We start from the raw sequence: 22,136 nt of genomic DNA, 5'->3' as shown, positions 1-22,136 counted from the left end.
GGAAGCAACCCATTGTTTCATACACTCATTCAATGATTCCGGACATATGATTGCAAGCAAACTTAACAGCCACCAATAGCACGGTATCCGTTTGATTCCGAACGTTTCTGCTAAGAATGTTCTGACATGTTCGGTCGTTGCCCATGCGTGGATTTTCTTTACGCTTTGCAAATCGCACAGGCTTCCCAGAATCACGATGATAACCGCATCTTGTACGCTGCAAAAATATCCGTCGTATTCCCGCTTTGTCTCAAGCACTGCAAGTGCTTCTTCTAATTCTTCCCACCTCATGCGTTCATTTTACCAAAGGAGCAACTTTTTAAACAGTACTCGAGCAAAATTGATTTCCGTGGAAAAGATTTCTTTAATCTTTAATATATAAACAAATTTTGCTATAATCTTAGATCATGAATATAACTGTCGCAGGAACTGGCTATGTGGGCCTTTCAAACGCAATTCTTTTAGCTCAGCACAATAAGGTTACGGCTATAGACCTTATAAAATCAAAGGTAGATTTAATCAATGCAAAAAAATCTCCTATAGTCGATAAAGAAATTGAAGAATATCTTTCAAAAAAAAATATTGACTTAGTTGCAACTACGGATGTTGAAACTGCATACAACAATCCTGACCTTGTTGTTATTGCAACTCCTACAAATTACGATACTGAAAAAAACTTTTTTGATACTTCTTCTATTGAATCCGTCCTAAAAATTATCGAAAAAAAATGTCCAAAAACTACGGTTATAATAAAATCAACTGTTCCTGTAGGTTATACAGAAAAAATCCATTCTCGTTTTAAAATAGAAAATCTACTTTTCAGTCCTGAGTTTCTTCGTGAAGGCCATGCCCTTTATGACAATCTATACCCTAGCCGCATCGTTGTAAGTTATCCCCTTGAACAGCCGGAACTTAAAGTTAAGGCTTTAGAGTTTGCAGAACTTTTAAAACAAGGTGCTATAAAAACCGATATTCCAGTGCTAACTCCAAACTGTACTGAAGCGGAGGCGACTAAACTTTTTGCTAATACCTATCTTGCTCTTCGCGTTGCTTACTTTAATGAATTGGACACATATTCAGAAGTGAGAGGATTAAACACTCAGCAAATCATAGAAGGAATAAGTTTAGATCCTCGCATTGGAGATTTCTACAACAATCCTTCTTTTGGTTACGGTGGCTACTGTCTTCCCAAAGATACAAAACAACTGCTTGCAAATTTCAATTCTGTTCCGCAAAATCTCATCCAAGCGATTGTACAATCCAACAAAACAAGAAAAGAGTTTATCGCTTCTCAAATTTTGTCTAAAAGTCCTAGAACCGTTGGAATCTACCGTCTAACGATGAAGGCAAACAGCGACAATTTTCGTCAAAGTTCTATTCAAGATATAATGAAAATTCTTAGAGGAGAAGGGATTGAGGTTTTAATTTATGAACCTACCATTACGTGCGATGAATTTGAAAAATTCCGTGTAGTTCAAGATTTTGATGACTTTGCAAAAAACTGTGATGTAATTCTTGCAAATCGTCTTTCAAAAGAACTCAGTCCGGTATCTGAAAAAGTATACACTCGCGACCTTTATTCAAGAGATTAATTTTTATAGATTTAATTTTATGATTAAAAAGATTGTCTTTATCACGACGCATAACTGGGACACAAGGAGGCAGGGAGGCTTTCACAAGTTTGCTCAAGCAACCTGTCTTTCTGGCATTGAGATCGTTTTTTTCAGTTTCCCTCGCCCTTATTATGGTCTTTTTATGAAGAGAGAACAGTTGAATAGGAATGTTATAAAAACTCTCTCTAAGGGTAAATACTATGCTGTTAAAAATTCACAAGTAGCAGAAGAGTTAAATGAAGGAGAACAATTAACGGAAAATAATTTTTATATTCAAACTGACAAAGGAAAAAGTAAAAAATTGCTAAACATTACTTACCCTACTTTTAGGCTTCCAGACAGTGCAGGACGATTTTTAAGTGACAAAGTTATGAACTGGCTTTTGGTACACTCTTTAAAAAGTTTTAAGAAATTTTGTAAAAAATATTTTTCAGGTGCAGACTGTTTTGTTTTTGAATCATGCGAGGGAGTTGCGTTCATCGATATATTAAAAAAGTTTTTTCCAGAAGCAAAGATGATATACCGTCCGAGCGATCCTATGGTCTATGCAACTGTTCCTGAGCGTGTAAAAAACTTGGAAAGAAATATTTTATACAAAGCGGATTTAAGCCTAATCGTCAACGAAGAAGGTGTTAATTGTTACAAAAAAACTATTGCGGATTTTGAAAGCAAAGTCCACTACGAAATTTTATCAAACGGAATTGATCTTGCTTCATACACGCAAAAATATCCTGTACCGACAATGCTTCAAAAACAAAATACGATTTTATATGTTGGAGCGTGGGAAGTTGAATGGAACTTGCTTTTTTTTGCAGCACAAAGAAATCTTGATTACAATTACATTGTCGTCTGTCCAAATTATCCTTCGCCTGCAATCCAAAAAAAAGTTTCCCAAATCAAAAATCTTTTTTATATACCAGGTATAAAACCAAATGAAGTTCCTTCTTGGATTACTAACTGTAAAGTTGTCATGGTTCCTTATCAAACAAATTTTTATAGAGACAGGCCTTTAGGAATAACTGCAAAATACTATCAGGCCATGGCAGCGAACAAACCAATAGTTGCCTACTGTGACACTCCAAAACTAAGGGATGTAGGAATAAGCGTAACTTATTCTTATGAAGATTTTATAAAAGAAGTGCAAATAGCGATGAACAAAGATTCTTGTACTTATCAATTTGATTTACAGGGACGAGACTGGTCTGAAATCTGTAATAAGTTTATTAAAGCGTGTGAGAAATGAGAATGAAAATTAAAGAACTTTTTGATGTAAAATTGCTCAAATTTTTAACCGTAGGTGTAATAAATACGATTGTCGGAGCGGGAACAATGTTTTTGCTTTACAATCTTGCTCATTGTAATTATTGGTTTTCTTCAGCTTGCAACTATGTAGTTGGAGGAATTTGCAGTTACTTTTTAAATAAATATTTTACATTTCAAAATCATAAAAAAGGCCTCAATCAAATTATTCAGTTCATCGTTTTGCTTGTCATCTGTTATTTAATTTCATACGTTCTTGCAAAATATTTTATCTATCTTATTTTTTCATCACAAAGCGTAAAAATCAAAGATAATATTGCAATGCTCACAGGAGAATTTTTATATCTAGCAATAAATTACCTTGGTCAAAGGCTTGTTGTGTTTAAAGATAAAGAGTAAAATCTAAAATAAATTTTATATAAGGATTTTGTATGTATAAAGTATCTCTTATAGTTCCTTGTTATAATGAAGAATCAAATATCACACCTTTTTATGAAGAAATATTAAAGACTTTTAAAGATATAGACGCAGATTTTGAATTATTTTTTGTAGATGACGGCTCGAAAGATAAGACTTTAGAAAAAATCAAAAACTTGCACAAAGATGATATGCGTGTAAAATGTATTTCCTTTGCAAGAAATTTTGGCAAAGAAGCTGCGCTTTTTGCCGGTATTAGAAATGTTACAGGCGATTGTGCTGTCATTTTGGATGCAGATTTGCAACATCCGCCTAGCGTCATCAAAGAAATGTTTTACAAGTGGAAAGAAGGTTTTGAAGTTGTTGAGGGAATAAAAACTTTCAGGGGTAAAGAGTGTTTTTTGCACAAAGCCTTTAGTCAAATTTTTTATGGACTTATGAGTAAAGCGGTAAAGATGGACATGAAAAACTCCAGCGATTACAAACTCCTAGACAAAAAAGTGATAGTTCAACTTGCTGCTTTGAGAGAACGCAATACATTCTTTAGAGCGCTTTCGTTTTGGGTTGGTTTTAAAAAGGACACAGTTTATTATGAAGTTCAAGAGCGTATGTCTGGAGTTTCAAAATGGTCTACAAAAGCCTTAACTCGCTATGCTATAAATAACGTCATATGTTTTAGTTATGCTCCCTTACACATAATTACAGTTGTTGGTTTTATCTTTATTCTTATTGCAATTAGTGTAAGCATAGATGCGTTGATAAGTTTTTTAAGAGGAAATGCTGCACAAGGATTTCCTACGATTGTTCTTGTTTTGCTTTTAGGATTTGGCGCAACTCTTATCTCGCTAGGAATAATTGGAGTTTACATTGCTCAAATTTATGATGAAGTAAAAGCTCGACCTCAATATATAATAGGTGAAAAAATTGAATAGTCTCATAGATTTTCATGCAGACGATTATGCTTTATCACAAAATTCTGACGATGATATAATCCGTCTTTGCAAAGAAGGAAAACTCGACAGTATAAGTATTATTCCAAATTTACAAGTTTTTGATAGCAGTATCCTAAAATTAAAGAAATCTAATAACGATTTTCCCAAAAGAATAAAATTTTCTATTCACTTAAATTTTATGGAAGGAAAACCTGTATCTAATTGTGAGTTGATTCCGGATTTGATTGATGAAAAAGGTTTTTTCTGTCTTAGTTGGGGGAAACTTTTGATATGGAACTACAACCCACTCAAAAGAAAAAAAATAAAAGAGCAACTTGTATTAGAAATTACTGCACAGATAGACAGATGTATAAAAGCAGGAGTTTTAGACATCAACGCGTTACGAATAGATAGCCATCAACATCCACACATGATACCTATCTTCAAAGAAGCAATTTTTGAAGCGATCAAAGAAAAAAATTATCAAGTTGAATACATAAGAAACACAAACGACCCTATAAATTTTTACAAAAAATCAAAATGCCAAAAGACAAATTTCAGCAATATTCTAAAGTGTTTGATTTTAAACTACTATTCAAAAAGATTTTCTAAAATTCTAAAAATGAATAATCTTCCAGACAGTTATCTTTGTGGAGTTTATTACAGCGGAAAGATGGACGAAAGAATTAAAAACGCCATTCCGGTTTTTAAAAGTGAAGCAATAAAACACAACCGCAAATTTGAACTTTTATTTCATCCTGGTACAATGCTAAAAGAAGAACTTACACAAGAATTTACAAAAGAAGGTTTTACAGACTTTCACTTATCAAAAAACCGAAAAGTTGAATATTTCACGTGTGAAAATATGAAAAGGAATTGATTTATGATTAAAAACATTATTCAAATAAAAAAAAATAATCTTTTACCATTCATTTTATCTGTAATAACTCTGTTATTTTTTGCTGCATTATCCTTTAATTATACAAGCAGCCTAATAATTGATTCTATGGATAAGATTATAGGCAGAAATTTGAGAGATATCGCAAAGTGGTCAAGGATTCTAAAAGGCATATTGCACATACCTGTTTTTTTTTGCACAATTTTTATTTTTAACAATTTTCTTATGCTCAGAACAAAAACCAGAGAAAAAAGAAGACAAATATTTTTCAACATTTTTTCAAAGTTAAAAAAAACAGATTTTATAGTTTTTATTCTTTTTTTTACCGTTTTCTTTTTTATAGCTTATTATAAAATTATAGATGCTGATTTTTATTATGCGGATGACAAAGCAAGACTAATAGGCGACGATAAATCATTATGGATTTCTTTTGGAAAATCTACAAATGTTTAAAAGAATCTTATTATCACGATTTATATGGGAAAAATAATCATTTTGTTATAAATCTAAAAAAATGATTATGAAACTACCCTTAATAATCATTTTAACGATTATTGGATAAAAACACCACAATCGAAAATTGGAGAAAATATGAAAAAACAAAATAAAATCATCACCTTACTTTTTTCTGGTTTCATAATGTTAGCGCTTATTCCTTGTCTTTTTCCGCAAATCCAGCATCTAGCGGTTTTGTTCGCGGAAAAACTAAAACACGATGACATACACGATTCTTTTTGGATGAAACAGATGTTTGCATTTTCAATATGTGGAATTTTTACAATATTGGTTATAAATGCGGTTCTGTTTACACAAAAAGGCAGAGAAATTTTTGAACACAATCTACAATCTTTTAAAATTGTATTTACTTTGATAAAGAACAATAAAAAATATCTTTTTACAATCTTTTTTTTATATTTATTTGGCTACATAACAATTCTTCGTGCAAATTTTTGGAACAAAGCAATCGATGACCTTGCAAGACAAATAGAAGGTTCACGAGAATGGATGAATTGGTACAGATATATTTCTGAGATAGGCTCGATATTTCTCCATACTTCAAAGCAGTTAATTGATATAGCTCCTCTAACGCAGATGATTGCAAGTTTTTTTGTTGCCCTAGCCTCATTCTTCATAATTCACATATTCAATAAAAGATTCACTTATTTTTCGTGTATAGCCTCTTTACCCGTGGGATTGTTTCCGTATTTTCTTTCAAACCTCTCTTACAGATATGACTCTCCTTACATGGCTTTCGCACTTTTAGTAAGCATAATACCTTTCTTGTTTATTGAAGATAAAACGACTTTTATCACGACTTCTGTTTTATGCTTATTTTTTATGTGTACTTCCTACCAATCCGCTTCCGGAATATATATCTTTATGTCGATGCTATGTGTTTTTAAGATGTTGACCGGCAATAAAAAAACATTACAAGAAATTGTAAAAACAACAGTTATATGCGTATTATGTTACGGATTAACCCTTTTTATTTTTTCAAAGACATTCATTCCAAAACCAGATTATGAAGTTTATGCGGATGAAGCAATAAATATTTTTTGTCTCGTTCCAAATACAATAACATATATAGAAAATCTTTTATCACAATTGGGAGGAACTCCAATTTTCTATTTTTCAATGGCAGTTCTCATTCTTTTTATCGTTCATTCTTATATAAATACCAATATAAATAAATTCCTATCAGCTTTTCTTTGTTTTATATTACTGATTATTTCAATACCTTTTACGTTTGGCTCGTATCTTGCATTGGAAAAACCTTTATATTCTGCAAGGGCATTTATAGGAATTGGAGTCTTTATTGGCTGCATATCGGTCATCTTATTGGATTGCACAAATTCAACTTCAAATAAATTTTTAAATCTTTCAAAGTTAGTAACTTTTTGTTTTTCATGGTGCTTGTTCGCTTTCTCATTTGCTTATGGAAATGCGCAGGCAGATCAAAAAAATTATATACAGTTCAGGACAACTCTTTTATTGAAAGACCTTTCTGAAGTTATTAAAGATACAGACAAAGATATTGAACTTTTATTTGTATCGGATATAGGGCATTCAAGGACAGTTCAAAATCTTATTGAAGTTTATCCGGTTGCAAAAGAATTAATTGATATTGGATTAACCTCTCATAGATCTTCAGAATTTGTATTGCAATCTTATAATTTTTGCGAATTAAAGGCCGGAACAAATAACGATTTTAGAAGAGATGATTTACCTGTTTTAATTGATAATCAATATAATAAAATTCAAGGCTCAGGAGATCAATATCTTATAACATTCAAAAATCCAAATTTTAAAGTTATAAAAACAAGAAACATAGAAGGATAATGTGTTCAGTTTTTATATGACAATATTAGAAAAAAAATAACCTAGGAATAAAAACATGATAGTGATTAACGGTTCTTTTCTGTGCCGAAGTTTAACTGGCATAGAGCGCTTTGCTTTTGAAATATGTAAAAATCTCGACAAGCTTATCTCAAAAGATGAAATTGCAATTTATATTCCAAAAAATGCAAAAACAAAGGTTGAATATAAAAATATAAGATGTATTTATTCTAAAAAAACTGCAAAAGTTTTCCACTTTGGGACCATATCACTTTTTCTATGTTTCTTAAAAAAAATGGTTTTATTCCGCTTGATTTTGCAAATGTAACTCCGTTTTTTACTCCATGGCTTGTTTTTATATTTACGCACACTACTGTCCAAGATAAATTAGATACTATTTAAAGTCTGTAATTCGTGATATAGTTAAGTTAGCGCACAAAACAATATCACATAAGGAATTACAGACATGAATAAATATAACACAAAACTCGGACAGTTGCTATCTTTACTAGAGAGATCTGGATTTGAAAAATGCGTAAAAGCGACAGGAGCTGACAAGCACTGCAAAGGCTTTTCCGCATGGCAGCAGTTTGTAACTATGGCTTATGCACAGATAGCAAATCCGCACGGACTTCGAAGCCTGGAAAACTCGCTGAACTCAAATAAAACCTGCCTGTATCATCTGGGAGTTCAAAAAGACGTGAAGCGCGCGACAATTTCGTATGCAAATAATACCAGAAAACCCGAAGTGTTCGAGAAGCTGTTTTATTCACTCTCGTCAGCCCTTGACCGGAATGGACGCAAGAAATTCAGAAAGGATTTCTACGGAATCGATGCGACAGAGCTGAGCCTGAATCTGCATGATTTTCCATGGGCGACTTTCAGAAGCACAAAAAGCGGTGTCAAAATCCATCTTACCTATGACATCAATAACAGTCTGCCGGAATATCTTTTCATAACAAATGCAAACGAACATGAAAATAACACGCTGAAAAAAATGAATATCGCCAAAGGATGTACGGTCACATTCGATAAAGGCTACTGCAATTACGCGGTTTTCGGGGATTTTTGCCGTGATAAAATCTTTTTTGTTACAAGATTAAAGGAAAACGCACAGTACCGTGTCATTGAGGAACACGAAAGCAGGAATAAGCACATAACGTTTGACCGGACGATCGAATTTACCGGTATGCAGACAGGCAGGAAATGTCCGTTTCCTCTGCGAGTCATAAAATCCGTTGATGAGAAAACAGGAAAGGAAATTACGATTTTAACAAACATATTCAATCTGAGCGCCGGATATATCGCCGGGATGTATCGGGCCAGATGGAACATCGAAATATTTTTCAAGACGATAAAGCAGAATCTGCGAATCAAGAAGTTTTTCGGCCGGACAGAAAATGCCGTAAAAACACAAATCTGGATTGCGCTGACTGTGTATCGTCTGTACATGAAACTGCGGCAGCTGTGCATATATAGAGGCAAAAACTTTACAAACTTTATGTCGGAATTAAAAGTCTGCCTCTTTGAACGAAAGGACTTATTTGAATGGTTTGCCGGAAGCCCGCCACCCGCTGTTTACCATCCTAATGATTTTCAACAGGAGCTATGGGCATGATTTTATATTGGACAGTAGTGATTTCAAGTAAAGCGTTACGAGCACAAGAGTTATTACATCATGCAAGAGAGGAATGGTCGGTAGAATCGATGCATTGGCTGTTGGATGTCCATTTTGACGAGGACAGGTGCAGGGTGCAGAGTAAGAACATACAGCAGAATCTCAATATGCTGCACAAATGTGCGCTTAACATAATCCGCATACATAAGCGTGAGACACAATCGAAGCTGGCGTTGAACGGCATTATGTTCCGCGCGCTTATGAATCCTCAGGCATTGTTACCGCTTTTGGGCAAAACTTGATTTCCGTGTGATGCAATGCGCAATGTTGAAGAAAACCGATTATTGTGTTACAATATTTAACATTTTTTGGAGATTTTAAACATATATGTCTTTCTCAAATATTTTGTATACACTTGTTTTATATCCATTGGTTCAAGTAATTGAAATCGCTTTCCGAATTTTTGACAAACTTTTTGATAACACTGGCATCGCAGTTATTGGCGTAAGTTTTACGGTAACCATATTGTGTCTTCCATTGTACATAGTTGCAGAGCACTGGCAGCAAATTGAAAGAGACGTTCAAAAAAAGTTAAAGCCAGGCATAGATCGCATAAAAAAGACATTTTCTGGCGATGAGCAATACATGATCTTAAGCACGTTTTACCGTCAGAATCACTATCATCCGCTTATGGCCTTGCGTTCAAGTTTTGGTCTTTTAATACAGATTCCTTTTTTTATGGCAGCGTATTCCTGTCTTTCTAAGATGCCTGCATTGCAGGGAGAATCTTTCTTATTTATCGCGGATATGGGAAGCCAAGATGCAATTTTCCGTATAGGAAACTTTCCAATAAATATTCTTCCTATAGCGATGACTGTTATAAACATAATTGCCGGAGCAATATATACAAAAGGTTTCCATATCAAAGAAAAAATTCAGATTTACGGAATGGCACTGGTTTTCCTCGTAATATTGTATTCAAGTCCCGCAGGACTCGTTCTCTATTGGACGATGAACAATGTTTTTTCTCTTGTAAAAAACATCTTCTATAAATTAAAAAGTCCTTTAAAAGTTCTTTATTATTGCGCTGTGGCAGGAATTCTTTTTATTGCAGTTTATGTACTTTTTATTTACGACGGCGGAGCAAGCATGCAAAAGCGTTTAAAAGCGGTAATTCCTATGCTAATGATTTTGCCGATACCGTTGTATTTAAAACTTATAAAATGGTTCTTGTCTTACCCTCTTTCAACTCTTGTAGAAAATAAAAAGCTTCGATTGAATCTGTTTTTATTTTCAAGTCTTGCACTTACAGTTTTGACGGGTCTTGTTTTACCTTCTTCTTTGGTCTCTTCTTCAACTCAAGAATTTTCAAATGTAGGAAAGCTGGCTTCGCCTACAATATATTTTAACTGGTCATTTTGGCAGGCGGCGGGGTTTTTCTTATTTTGGCCTGCTTGTATTTATTTTCTTTTTGGAAAAAAGTTTCAGTCGCTCATGGCATGTTTTTTTGCGATTGGGCTTTCTTGTGCAGTCGTAAATACCTTTGCCTTTAACGGTAATTATGGCTCAATGGATATAACTTTAAAATTTATAGGCGGAATACGCAGTCAGACAAATCTATTTATACTTGCAAATGTGGCAGTTATACTGTTGATTACTGCCGTAATCATCTTTCTATTCAAATTAAAAAAAATACAAATTGTAAATTCTTTGATTTTAATTGCACTCTTTTCTTTTGTTACTCTTTCAACAATAAATATCACAAAAATAAAAAAAGCTTACAATGAATATTCAAAAATCGTTGCTTCAAAAAGTGGAAAGGCTGAAATAAAAAGCGATTTATCTGCAAAATTTCATTTTTCAAAAACAGGTAAAAATATCGTACTTGTAATGTTAGATAGAGCGGAAAGTTCTTATTTTGAAGATATTTTGCATGACAGACCAGAATTATATGATATTTACAGCGGATTTACTTTCTATAGAAATGCTTTATCATGCAATGGGCACACTTTAATGGGTTCTCCTGCACTCTACGGTGGTTATGAATATACACCGGATGAGATGAATAAACGTTCAATAGAATCCTTAAAAAATAAACACAACGAAGCATTGCTTGTTTTGCCAACAATTCTGACAAAACAAGCAAATTTCAATGCAACCCTAACAGACATATCTTTTGCAAATTATAGTTATGACTCTGATATGAGACTTTTTGACGGGAAAGAAAATATCCAAGGTTATAAATTGCGCGGAAGATATACAGGAGATTTTAAAAAACAATTTTTGGGTTCCGCAAAAACAGGAACTCTTTCAGATGGGTTAAAACGAAATCTTTTTTGGGTGAGTCTATTTAGAACTTCGCCTGCAATTATCAGACCTGTCGTATATTACAAAGGTTCATGGTGGGCGAATGAGGCTATTAGTGACGTAGATTTATTTGTCGATTGGTATGCGATTCTTCATTACTTGCCTCAGATTACTGATTTTTCAAACGAAAAAGATAATTTAATCGTTATGACAAATGAAACAACACATACAGGTCAAGATATTTCTTATATGAACTTAACTGACGAAAAAACTCTTTCCATAAAAACAAAAGAAGATAGTTGTTATGCAATAGACGTTGTTTCTCTTGAAGCATTGGGAAGATGGTTTTCTTCATTAAAAGAAAATGATGTATACGATAATACTAAGATTGTAATAGTTGCAGATCACGGAATTGGCTATGGAGCAAGGCGTACCAAAGATTATGACGTCCCAGATGTAAACGGCTATCCAAAGGATCATCTAAATCCACTTTTCCTCGTAAAAGATTTTAATTCTACAGGAAAGTTAAAAATCGACAGAACATTCATGACGAATGCAGATACAATCGAGTTTCTTTTAAAAGATGTTGTAGAAAATCCGATAAATCCTTTTACTCACAATAAAATATCTTCAGATGCAAAAAAAGACGGTGTTCTTGTTACAACTGATGATTTGTTCATGCCTCATCATACTAGGAGTAAATATCTTTTTACTGTCGACAAGGATTCTTGGTATAGAGTTAAAGACGATATATTTAAAGATGAAAATTGGCAGTCATATCAAAAATAAAATTATGGAGATTTTTTGAGATAACAGAAAATGAATTTAACTGTGTTGTGGCATTACGCATTCTTTCCGACTGGTGGTATACGGTACAAGACAATATATTCGATACCGCAAATTGGACAAAAAGAATAGGAGAAAAGAAAAAATGATTTTTTTACCCTTGTACATAGATCCCGGAACGGGAAGCATGCTTTTTTCCATACTTATCGGGGCCGTTGCTACTCTCTATTTTTTGTCCAAAACCGCAATCATAAAGATAAAGATGATTTTTTTCAGGAAAAAAAGGAAACGCTTCTTTGTCGGATTCTTCGTTTAAACCTTATGTAATTTACTGCAAAGGCAAGCAATATTGGAACGTATTTAAACCGGTTTTAGACGAGTTTGAAAACCGCAAAATTCCTCTCGTTTACTGCACATCCTCAAAAGACGATCCGTCTTCAATCATAGGGGCTGCCGCAAGAGTGCTTACTTTTTCGACGGTCGCACACGCAGCATCGTGCAAAAACCTTGTAAAAGCCACATCACGTAAAAATCTGACCGAATGCGGCACATTGCTCAAAGCGTATAAAATCGCTACAATCGTACGCATGAAACCGACGCTCATAAAAGATCTGCTTGCATCAAAGCCCGACGGAAAAGCCGTCACCGTGTGCGGCTGGGTGAGAACCGTGCGCGATTCGAAAAATCTCGTCTTCATTCAAGTAAACGACGGCAGCTCGTTTGCATCGATCCAGCTGACTTTCGACCGTACGTCCCCTTCCGCCGGAGCCGACGTCAAAGCGATAGAAGAAAATCTCGCAAAAGCGAATACCGGCGCTTCGGTGCGCGCCGAAGGGCTCCTCGTCCCTTCGCCCGCGTCGGGACAGGCCGTCGAAGTGACGCTCGAAAAGCTTATCGTTCTCGGAGAATGTCCGAGCGACGCCTATCCGCTTCAAAAAAATAAAATGTCTATGGAATATCTCCGCGAAAACGCTCACCTCAGAGCGCGCACGAATACTTTCGGTGCGGTGTTCCGCATGCGCAATCAGATGGCTTTCGCCGTTCACTCGTTTTTTCAAGAAAACGGATTCCAATATATCAATGCGCCGATCATCACGTGCAGCGACGCCGAAGGCGCGGGCGAAATGTTTCAAGTGACGACGCTGTCGCTCGAAAAGATCGCGGAGATCGGTGTCAAAGCGGGGAATGCCGGCAAAAAGGCCGAAAGCGCTTCATCCCTCGTAGATTATTCGAAAGACTTTTTCGGCAAAAAAGCGAGCCTCACGGTGAGCGGTCAGCTCGAAGCGGAAACGCTTGCGACCGCCCTTTCGCGCGTGTACACATTCGGACCGACGTTCCGCGCAGAAAATTCGAATACTCCGCGGCACTTGTCCGAATTTTGGATGATAGAACCCGAAATGGCCTTTTTCGATTTGGATGACGATATGGATTTGGCCGAAAGTTTTATCCAATACCTTTTGCGCTGGGCGCTTGAAAAGTGCCGAAGCGATTTGGAGTTTTTCGACAAACGCATTCAAAACGGCCTCATCGCGATGCTCGAATACGTCGCCGAAACGCCGTTTAAGCGGATTTCGTACACCGAAGCGATCGAAGCGCTCGAAAAACATGCCGATAAATTCGAATACAAACCGTTTTGGGGCTGCGACATTCAAACCGAACACGAGCGCTACCTCACCGAGCAAATCTACAAATGCCCCGTCATGGTTTACAATTATCCGAAAGCGATCAAAGCGTTTTATATGAAACAAAACGACGACGGCAAAACGGTCAAAGCCCTCGACGTCCTCGTTCCGGGCATCGGCGAAATAATCGGCGGAAGCGAGCGCGAAGAAAATTACGACAAACTGCTGGCTGCATGTAACGAGCGCAATATGGACATGTCGAATTATACGTGGTATCTCGACTTGCGGAGGTTCGGCACGGTACCGCATTCGGGTTTCGGACTCGGATTCGAGCGCCTCCTCCGCTACGTTACCGGTATGTCGAACCTCCGCGACGTTATCCCCTACCCGCGCGCGCCGAAGCTGGCGGATTTTTAAAAAGCGCGCTATAATTACAAGCGTTGATGAAACGGCGGCATAAAAAACGCTCGGCAAAAAATACGGTCGGTCAGCTCATCTATTTGACGGCGTCGTTTTACGCGCGGAACAATCTCTATACGTGCGCAGCTTCCTGCGCTTTCGGTTTTCTCTTTTCGTTTATCCCGATCGTCATGACGGTACTCGCCGTCCTCGTGCGCATCATCCACGCGTCGCCGGAAATCATCGATTCGGTTTTATCGCGCGTTTCCGAATACAAAACGATGTTCGACGCCGAATCCTTTATCGACGGTATACTGAAAGTAAAAACCTTCGGCCGGATCGAATTCGTACTTGTACTTTTTATCGTGCTGATGGCGAGAAAATCCTTCGCCGCGGTTATGCAGGGCATGCGCCGTATCTTTCATAAAAAAATAAAAACCCGCGCGATTTTCAACCATGCGCTCATCGTCATCGGAGAGCTTGCGCTCATCGTCATAGCGACGCTCATCATATTGCTGCTCTTCGCGCTTCGAAATCTTTTTACGCTGTTTCCGTTCGTCGCTCTGCCGGTCGAACTTCCGCCGCTCCTCGTTCTTTCGCCCGTTGTCATCACCGTATCCGAATTCGCCCTCATATTTGTCATCGTACTGCTCGCCTACCGCTATGCGTCGGAAACGAAACCGAACGTAAAACTCTGCGCATTCTGTTCCTCACTGTGTACGCTTTCGTTTTTTACGGCGGCAAAATTGACAAACGAATTTCTCAACATGGCAAACTACAATATCATCTACGGCGTGCTCGGCGGACTTATGATTTTCCTCTTCCAAACGTATATCTTCTTTACGCTGTTTTTTATCTTCGCGCAAGTGGTATATATCGTGCAGTTTTTCGATCCGCTCGTTTTAAGCGAATTATACCTCTTACCCGACCGCGACGACACAAAACTCAATTCGATCGTAAAGCGCATACTCTTTATCACGCCGTCGGCGATTATGAACGACGACAACGTCGAAAACTATACCGCGGGTTCGATCATCTACGCAAAGAACGAGCGCTCCGACGATTCGTACTACGTCGTCAGCGGTGCGGTACTCATCAACAGAAACGGAAACCTTTCGTACTGCGACACGGGCTCGTTTTTCGGCGAAGAGACGTGCATACTCGACCAACTGCGCACGTCGGAAGCGAAAGCGGAAACCGACTGCAAGCTGATGAAAATTTCCGCCGAAGAGTTCCGAAGCCTTCTTGAAATAAATCACAAAACGGCGGAAAAAGCGCTGTCGCACATATCCGAATATGTTTCGCGCGTTTATGGACGAACGGAAACTTTCCTGCTATAATGATAAAAATGGCTAAGTATATATTCATCACCGGCGGAGTCGTTTCGGGACTCGGCAAAGGCATCGCTGCGGCATCTATCGGGCTCATCTTAAAAAGCCGAGGATACAAAGTCGTCAATCAAAAATTCGACCCGTATTTGAACATCGATCCGGGAACGATGAATCCCTACCAGCACGGCGAAGTTTTCGTCACCGACGACGGAGCCGAAACCGACCTCGACTTGGGGCACTACGAGCGCTTTACCGACGCTTCTCTTTCCCAATCGTCGAATACGACTGCAGGCCGCGTCTACCTCGCCGTTTTAAACAAAGAGCGCGAAGGCGGATTTCACGGCGGAACGGTGCAAGTCATTCCGAACATCACCGAAGAGATCCTCCGCCGTATGATGCTTTCGACGGCGGAAACAAATGCCGACGTCATCATTACGGAAATCGGAGGTACCGTCGGCGACATAGAATCGCTGCCGTTTATGGAAGCGATCCGTCAGATGAAATACAAAGTCGGCGAAGAAAACTGCTGCTACATCCACTTGACGCTCGTGCCCTACATGAAAAAATCGCAGGAGCTCAAAACGAAGCCGACACAGCATTCGGTAAAAGAGCTGCAGGAGCTCGGCATCCAGCCCGACATCATTATGCTCCGAACCGAAGAGCCGATCGATACGGGAACCCGCGAACGGCTTGCCTCTTTTTGCAATGTCGACACGAATCACGTTATACAAAATCTCACCGCGAGATCCATCTACGAAGTGCCGCTTCAAATGGAACACGAAGGGCTCGGAAACGCGGTGTGCGAAGCGCTCGCCCTTAAAAACACGCCCCCCGATCTCGCCGATTGGCAAAAGATGGTCGATAAATTCAACAACCCGAAACGCAAAGTGACGATAGCGCTCGTCGGAAAATACGTCGAACTGCACGACGCATACCTTTCCGTCGCGGAATCGCTCGTACACGGCGGCATCCACAACGAAGCGGACGTTACGATCGATTGGATCGGTGCGGAAAAACTCCCCGACGACAAAATCGCCCTCGCGCACTTAAAAGCGGCCGACGGCATCATCATCCCCGGCGGCTTCGGCGGACGCGGCATCGAAGGCATGGTCTACGCCGCGAAGTACGCGCGCACTCACAAAGTGCCCTACTTCGGCATCTGCCTCGGCATGCAGATTCAAGTCATCGAATATGCGAGAAACGTACTCGGCTTAAAAGACGCGAACTCTTCGGAGATGGACAAAACGACAAGCGATCCCGTCATCGATTTAATGCCCGACCAAAACGGAAAAATACTCGGGGGGACGCTGCGGCTCGGAAAATACGAATGCAAAATAAAGCCGGGTACGCTCGCCGAAAAAGCGTACGGCGCCAAAACGATTTGGGAGCGCCATCGCCATCGCTACGAATTCAATAACGCCTACCGCGACAGATTGATACAAGCGGGTCTCATCATTTCGGGCGTAAACCCCGAACGTGATTTAGTGGAAATATGCGAAGCTCCCGATCACCCGTGGATGGTCGGCGTGCAGTTTCACCCGGAGTTCAAAAGCCGCCCGAACCGCGCGGGTCCGCTCTTTCGCGAATTTATTAAAGCCGCATGCGAGTATTCGGTAAAAAATAAAACGCAAAAATAATTAATAATTATTAATTAAATATAATTTATTATTATAATAAAAAAGAATAAAAAACAATTTTAAAATCAGTACGATATCGCGTATAACCTTCGCGATTGAATGTTGTTATACAAACGTACGGTATTCGGTAATGTCTGCTGCGAAATCCGCTCTCGCAAATATTGACTTACTCAAAACCGTATGCTATGCTTTATGCGCTTCGCTTTTTATTAGCCTGCTGCTGCGACAACGAATCGCAGCATAGACATACTAAAAACGACGGAGCGTGGAACAGTTGTTTTAAATTTATTATATACAATATAATAAATTTTAGGAGATGCAAGTATGAGTACATCAATGAAACGGAATCGCCTCGCGATTCTTTTGGTTTCCGTTTTTTTTGTTTTGACAAACTGGTCGGCTTTTGCCAAAAAGGCGGAACCCGAACTGGTCAAACAGGAAGAAGGTTATTATTACGGTTATGGTAAAGGAGCTACAGCAGCGGAAGCGGAGTTCGCGGGAAAACGCGACCTCGTCGAAAGTGCGTTGACCGCCGCGCTTCGCTCCGTAAATCCGAAAGCGCCGAGGGTACAGGTAAGCGATGCGTCGGTCAAAGCCCGTATCACCGACATCAAACCCTATTCGCAATCCAAAAAGAATGAACCGCCGGCTGTCACCTACCGGATGAAAATCGTCGATTGGGACAAAAAAGAAAAACTCTATACCGATGCGCTTCGCGCCGATTTGAGCGCGCGTCTCGCTACAAGCAAGAGCAAAAAAAATCCCGCCGACAAGCTTTCCGGAGCTGTCGCAATCCTTGAAAAATTGGTCGATGAAGGCGAAACGGAACTGCTTTCGGCCGTGCCCGACGGTACGGAACTGCTTTCGCGCAGAGCCGAAGCGCTGTGCACCGATGTCACAAAAAACCTCGGCTTTACGTTTTCGGTAAAAGACGGCATCGTCAATGCATCTACGAAATTTTCGATTAAGGTCGCCGATACTTCCGGCAATGCGGCCGGCGGACTTCCGGTCACCGTTACGTGGGAAGCGGCGGATCTTCCGACAGATGCCGGCGAAGTCGCCGACGTTCGCACGCTGATCAAAGCCGACGCACTCGGTACGATCTCCGTCGCTTTTCCCGCCGATGAAAACTTTCGGAACAGGGCGGTAACGCTTACCGTGCAGACCGCATTGGCTAAGTCCGTTCCGTCGTCCGCCGTTTTGAAAAAGCTCGATGCCCAAACGATCGCTGATGCGCACTATGTCCGTTTCGACGACATCAACGCGGCATTTCCGTCGGTCGTCGTTCCCGAGGGTGAATTCAATGCGGGAGCCGTTCCGCAGGATACCCGCGCACAGAAAAAAGAAGCCGCACACACGGTTTCGACCGTTTCGTACGCTATCGACGTGACGCCGGTCACGAATGCGCGCTATGCGGCCTTTCTCCACACGACGAGAGCCGAAAGCGCCCCCGATTATTTCGACAATCCCGATTACAATCAAGGAAAACAGCCGGTCGTCGCCGTCAGCTACAGCGACGCCGAAGCCTATGCTGCATGGCTCTCCGAGCAGACAGGGTTTACCTATCGACTTCCGACCGAAGAAGAATGGGAAAAAGCCGCCCGCGCCGGTGCCGACATCATCTATCCGTGGGGAGATGAAAATCCGACGGACGGAAAACGGGCGAATTACAAAGGCAACGGTAAATTTACAAAGACTTCTCCCGTAGGTTCGTTCGAAAACGGCAACAACGCATGGGGTCTCGTCGATATGTCAGGCAACGTCGCCGAGTGGACATCGTCGAGCCACGGCATCGAAGGAGAGACAAATCTTCGCACCGTCAAAGGCGGATCATGGATGGACGGCCCGACCGAATTACGCATTTCAAATTTCCGCAATATCAACAGTCAAAACGGATACGCCGATGTCGGCTTCCGCTTAGTTAAGGAGGTTTCCGAATGAAAAAATACGCGCTTATCGTTTCGGCAATTTTTGCCGTTATGCTTATTTCCTGCGCTACGGGAGGCAAAGAAAATCCCGATGACAGGGCAATCGCTGCCGGTGTCAAAGCGTGGAACGACCGCGAACCCGAAGCGGCCGCTCCGTATTGGAACGAAATAAAAGATGAAAAAGTAAAAAAGCAATATCTCAACTATGTCGCCGCATATAAAGCCGGAACGGATGCACTTGCAAGCACCGATTCGACGAAAAACGAAGCGAAATTGCTTGCGGCCTGCAATACGGCGCTTGACAAATTCGGCTCGCTCGATCCCGCTCTCAAACTTCAGTCGGACGTCTCCGAAAAAGGCGCTTCTCTTTCGGCAAAACGCATCGACGGTTTGGTTGCCGCGGGAAAAATCACTCAAGCGAAAAAACTCTATGCGTCCGCAGTAAAAATATACGGAAACACCGATGAGCTGACGCAGGCGAACAAAGAAACCGATGTCGTAAGCGCTCTGTTCGCAAAGAGTTCCGCACTCAACAGTCAAATCGAAAAAGTCCGCTCAACTCCGGATTTTGAAGAAAAAATCGCAGCCTACGATTCCGTACTCGCCTCTTATGCAAGTGCCGAAAAAGAAATCGATTCTGCGGCAAACAATGCAGGCGTCGCAAAAACCGCAGGCGTTTCCGCAAATATCCGCGCGTTTAAAAAGACGCGTCAGGATTTGGCGATCGAACGCGCTTCTGCCATCCGCGCACGCGCATACGAATATAAAACGCACATCGACGAAGAATTCGCACGCACACCCGAAAACGCAGGCGAAAACGGCAAGATGCCGCTCGAAGCGATTCTCGCCCACTATCAGTCGGTTCAAACGAATATCGAAGCGACGTACCAGGATTTGCTCGCATTTGCGGCAAAATATCCGAACGATATCGGCCAGGATATTATCGACGATATAAACGCGCAGAAAAAAGATCTCGAATCGAAGATCGCTCAAGTCAACGCCGAAATCCGCACCGCGCAGGAAATTGCAAGCCGCGGCAAAGTCGTCTTCCCGCTCATGATCGGTCTGTTCAATCCCGATCCGCGCTCGACGGCTGAAAGCAAAAGGAGCCGCCCGGCGAAGTTCAGCGCGAAAAACGCAAAAGGCAACGAATACTGGTGGGGCATGGTTTCCATTCCGCGCGGACAGATGAACGACCTCGTCGTCACGCTGAAGGATAACCGTACCGTCCGTGTCTTTGCGGAAAACACAAAGAGCGGCCGGCTCATCGAAAAAAACAATATGAAAGACCTCGTCAACCGCAACGCAAAAATCGGAAACTCATGGCCGGTTCTCAACGCAGGCGGACAGTTGACGAGCAACAAATACTTTTTTGAAATACAAAAGGGCAAAACGCCCGACTATGAAGGCGAAGTCGTCGTCTACAGTTCATTCATTGTGAGGATGCGTTAATGAAGATCAACAAAAAAGGCATTATTGCCGTTATTATCATCGCGCTTATCGTACTGATATCGGCGGGCGCGTTTATCGTGTGGAGAGCTCAGCCGAAAGGCGCGGTCATCGCCGTGTCGACGCTGCCGGATTCTTTGAACCCCGTACTTGAGCAAAATACGTCGGGCTTGAACGCTGCCGAACTCTTGTTCGACGGTTTGGTCAACTTTGAAGTCGATAAAACCAGCGGTTCGCTTTACTCGGATCTCGCACTTGCCGAAAGCATCGTGCAAAATCCCACAGACAAAAAAACGTATACGGTTACCCTCAACGACGTAAAATGGCATGACGGCAATCCCGTCACTTCGGACGACGTCGTCTATTCGTTTGCCGCGTATACGGACGAAGCGAACAATTCTCCGAAGCGCGACTATCTTATGTCGTTTATTAAAAGCGTTACCGCCGAAAACGACAGAACGGTAAAGGTCGAATTCATCAATCCGATACCGGAATTCCGCGCATATCCCGTGCTCACGTTTAAAATCGTTCCGTCGAAATATAACGGACAGAATATGCAAGTCAATATGCGTGCGGGCGAAAACGAACGTAAATTCGCAACCGAACCTGTCGGAACGGGCCCCTTTAAACTTGCGACGTGGGAAATCGGCAAATGGGTTACCTTCGATGCGAACGGCACCTATTTTAAATCGAAGCCGCAGACGTCGAGCCTCGTCATGAAGCGCGTCATCGACCCGATTATCCGCATGAACGAAATGCGCAAAGGCCGCGTCAATGTCATCCTCGAAACGAACCCGATGGACAGAGCCGAAGTCGCGAAGATTCCGAACGTCGATATCAATTCGTACATCCCGTACGCGTTCTACGAAGTCGCGATCAATACGAAACTCTTCCCGAACGCCGACGGACGCCAGGCTATGGCAATGGCGCTCGACCGCGAAGTGCTTATTCCGTCGATCACCGATCAAAAATCGGGCGTCATCTTAAACTACGGTCCCTTCCCGTCGAACCTCTTTTCGGCGAATATTCCCGAATACGTCGACAAGCCGATGCCGACATTCCTTGCTTACGACCTTAACAAAGCAAAGAGCCTCGCTTCTTCCGGCGGCGTTTCAGGCCAAAACGCGATCCTCCTCTACCCCGACTCTATGGGCGAATTCGGTGCCAAAATGGCGAGCGGCATCGTCAAGCAGCTTGCCGAAATCGGCTTGAACGTTGAAGCCAAGCGCACCGGCGACAGAGTTTTCGATCGCATGGTACATACCGAAAAATCATTCGAACTCGCGCTCATGTACTGCGAAGGCTTTGATAACCTCTATTCGAGCTTGGGCGACTGGTACCGCTCGAACGGTTCGAAAAACGTCACCGGAATCGCGGACAGCAAATTGAATAGTCTGTTTGACGCGTGGGAAAAAGAGATCGTTACCGCAAACTGGATCGATCTGACGCTTCAGATAGACAAGCGCCTCTGCGAACTTTCGCCTGCGCTGTACTTGTGCTCGCTGGAAAAAGACGTATACTCCCGCGGTTTAGACAACGTTGCGATCGCTACGGACAATCCGTTCCTTTCAGCCGAAAATTGGAAAATTAAATAGGGAGTGC

General features: G+C 41.0%; 17 protein-coding genes and 1 pseudogene. 17 read left to right on the top strand and 1 reads right to left on the bottom strand.

Features of this window, described 5'->3' with window-relative positions:
* Positions 1-291, bottom strand: a pseudogene (locus IZU26_RS11680) (ISAs1 family transposase); the annotation flags it as partial.
* Positions 292-407: 116 nt separating this feature from the next.
* Between IZU26_RS11680 and IZU26_RS11675 the strand changes: the two are divergent.
* The 17 genes from IZU26_RS11675 to IZU26_RS11595 all read left to right on the top strand — a co-directional run bounded on the left by IZU26_RS11675 (position 408) and on the right by IZU26_RS11595 (position 22,129).
* Positions 408-1,592, top strand: coding sequence for a nucleotide sugar dehydrogenase (locus tag IZU26_RS11675; RefSeq protein ID WP_433279205.1), 1,185 nt, complete (start codon positions 408-410; stop codon positions 1,590-1,592).
* Positions 1,593-1,611: 19 nt separating this feature from the next.
* Entirely contained in the window at positions 1,612-2,856 is a 1,245-nt protein-coding gene (locus IZU26_RS11670; RefSeq protein WP_433279203.1) for a hypothetical protein, read from the top strand.
* Positions 2,857-2,858: 2 nt separating this feature from the next.
* On the top strand, positions 2,859-3,272 hold the full coding sequence (locus tag IZU26_RS11665) for a GtrA family protein (RefSeq protein ID WP_433279201.1): 414 nt from the start codon (positions 2,859-2,861) through the stop codon (positions 3,270-3,272).
* Positions 3,273-3,304: 32 nt separating this feature from the next.
* Complete coding sequence (locus IZU26_RS11660) at positions 3,305-4,222, top strand: glycosyltransferase family 2 protein (protein WP_433279199.1); 918 nt, start codon at positions 3,305-3,307, stop codon at positions 4,220-4,222.
* The gene (locus IZU26_RS11655; RefSeq protein WP_433279197.1) at positions 4,215-5,102 is read left to right on the top strand and encodes a ChbG/HpnK family deacetylase; all 888 of its coding nucleotides are present in this window, start codon (positions 4,215-4,217) and stop codon (positions 5,100-5,102) included. The genes IZU26_RS11660 and IZU26_RS11655 overlap by 8 nt, the downstream gene beginning before the upstream one ends.
* 3 nt (positions 5,103-5,105) lie before the next feature.
* The gene (locus tag IZU26_RS11650; RefSeq protein ID WP_433279196.1) at positions 5,106-5,573 is read left to right on the top strand and encodes a hypothetical protein; all 468 of its coding nucleotides are present in this window, start codon (positions 5,106-5,108) and stop codon (positions 5,571-5,573) included.
* 138 nt (positions 5,574-5,711) lie between these two features.
* Complete coding sequence (locus IZU26_RS11645; protein ID WP_433279194.1) at positions 5,712-7,460, top strand: glucosyltransferase domain-containing protein; 1,749 nt, start codon at positions 5,712-5,714, stop codon at positions 7,458-7,460.
* Between the two features lie 55 nt (positions 7,461-7,515).
* Positions 7,516-7,785, top strand: coding sequence for a hypothetical protein (locus IZU26_RS11640; RefSeq protein ID WP_433279192.1), 270 nt, complete (start codon positions 7,516-7,518; stop codon positions 7,783-7,785).
* A gap of 138 nt (positions 7,786-7,923) precedes the next feature.
* Positions 7,924-9,075 carry an IS4 family transposase gene (locus IZU26_RS11635; RefSeq protein WP_433279191.1) on the top strand — a complete coding sequence of 384 codons (1,152 nt, stop codon included), beginning with the start codon at positions 7,924-7,926 and terminating at the stop codon, positions 9,073-9,075.
* Entirely contained in the window at positions 9,072-9,377 is a 306-nt protein-coding gene (locus tag IZU26_RS11630) for a hypothetical protein (protein WP_433279189.1), read from the top strand. The genes IZU26_RS11635 and IZU26_RS11630 overlap by 4 nt, the downstream gene beginning before the upstream one ends.
* A 127-nt stretch (positions 9,378-9,504) precedes the next feature.
* Positions 9,505-12,171, top strand: a complete 2,667-nt coding sequence (yidC, locus tag IZU26_RS11625) for a membrane protein insertase YidC (protein WP_433279187.1) — start codon at positions 9,505-9,507, stop codon at positions 12,169-12,171.
* 584 nt (positions 12,172-12,755) lie between these two features.
* Positions 12,756-14,207 carry an asparagine--tRNA ligase gene (gene asnS, locus IZU26_RS11620; protein ID WP_433279209.1) on the top strand — a complete coding sequence of 484 codons (1,452 nt, stop codon included), beginning with the start codon at positions 12,756-12,758 and terminating at the stop codon, positions 14,205-14,207.
* A 26-nt stretch (positions 14,208-14,233) separates the two neighbouring features.
* Positions 14,234-15,529, top strand: a complete 1,296-nt coding sequence (locus tag IZU26_RS11615; protein WP_433279185.1) for a YhjD/YihY/BrkB family envelope integrity protein — start codon at positions 14,234-14,236, stop codon at positions 15,527-15,529.
* Between the two features lie 8 nt (positions 15,530-15,537).
* Positions 15,538-17,157: a CTP synthase gene (locus tag IZU26_RS11610; RefSeq protein ID WP_433279183.1), complete on the top strand. Its 1,620-nt coding sequence runs from the start codon at positions 15,538-15,540 to the stop codon at positions 17,155-17,157.
* A gap of 324 nt (positions 17,158-17,481) precedes the next feature.
* Positions 17,482-19,098: a formylglycine-generating enzyme family protein gene (locus tag IZU26_RS11605; protein ID WP_310823315.1), complete on the top strand. Its 1,617-nt coding sequence runs from the start codon at positions 17,482-17,484 to the stop codon at positions 19,096-19,098.
* Positions 19,095-20,537, top strand: coding sequence for a hypothetical protein (locus tag IZU26_RS11600; protein ID WP_433279181.1), 1,443 nt, complete (start codon positions 19,095-19,097; stop codon positions 20,535-20,537). The genes IZU26_RS11605 and IZU26_RS11600 overlap by 4 nt, the downstream gene beginning before the upstream one ends.
* Complete coding sequence (locus IZU26_RS11595) at positions 20,537-22,129, top strand: ABC transporter substrate-binding protein (protein ID WP_433279179.1); 1,593 nt, start codon at positions 20,537-20,539, stop codon at positions 22,127-22,129. The genes IZU26_RS11600 and IZU26_RS11595 overlap by 1 nt, the downstream gene beginning before the upstream one ends.
* The last annotated feature ends 7 nt before the right edge of the window (positions 22,130-22,136 follow it).

The sequence above is a fragment of the Treponema sp. SP13 genome (assembly GCF_050938355.1).
Lineage (GTDB): Bacteria > Spirochaetota > Spirochaetia > Treponematales > Treponemataceae > Treponema_D > Treponema_D socranskii.
This window is presented reverse-complemented; position numbering and strand designations above follow the sequence as displayed.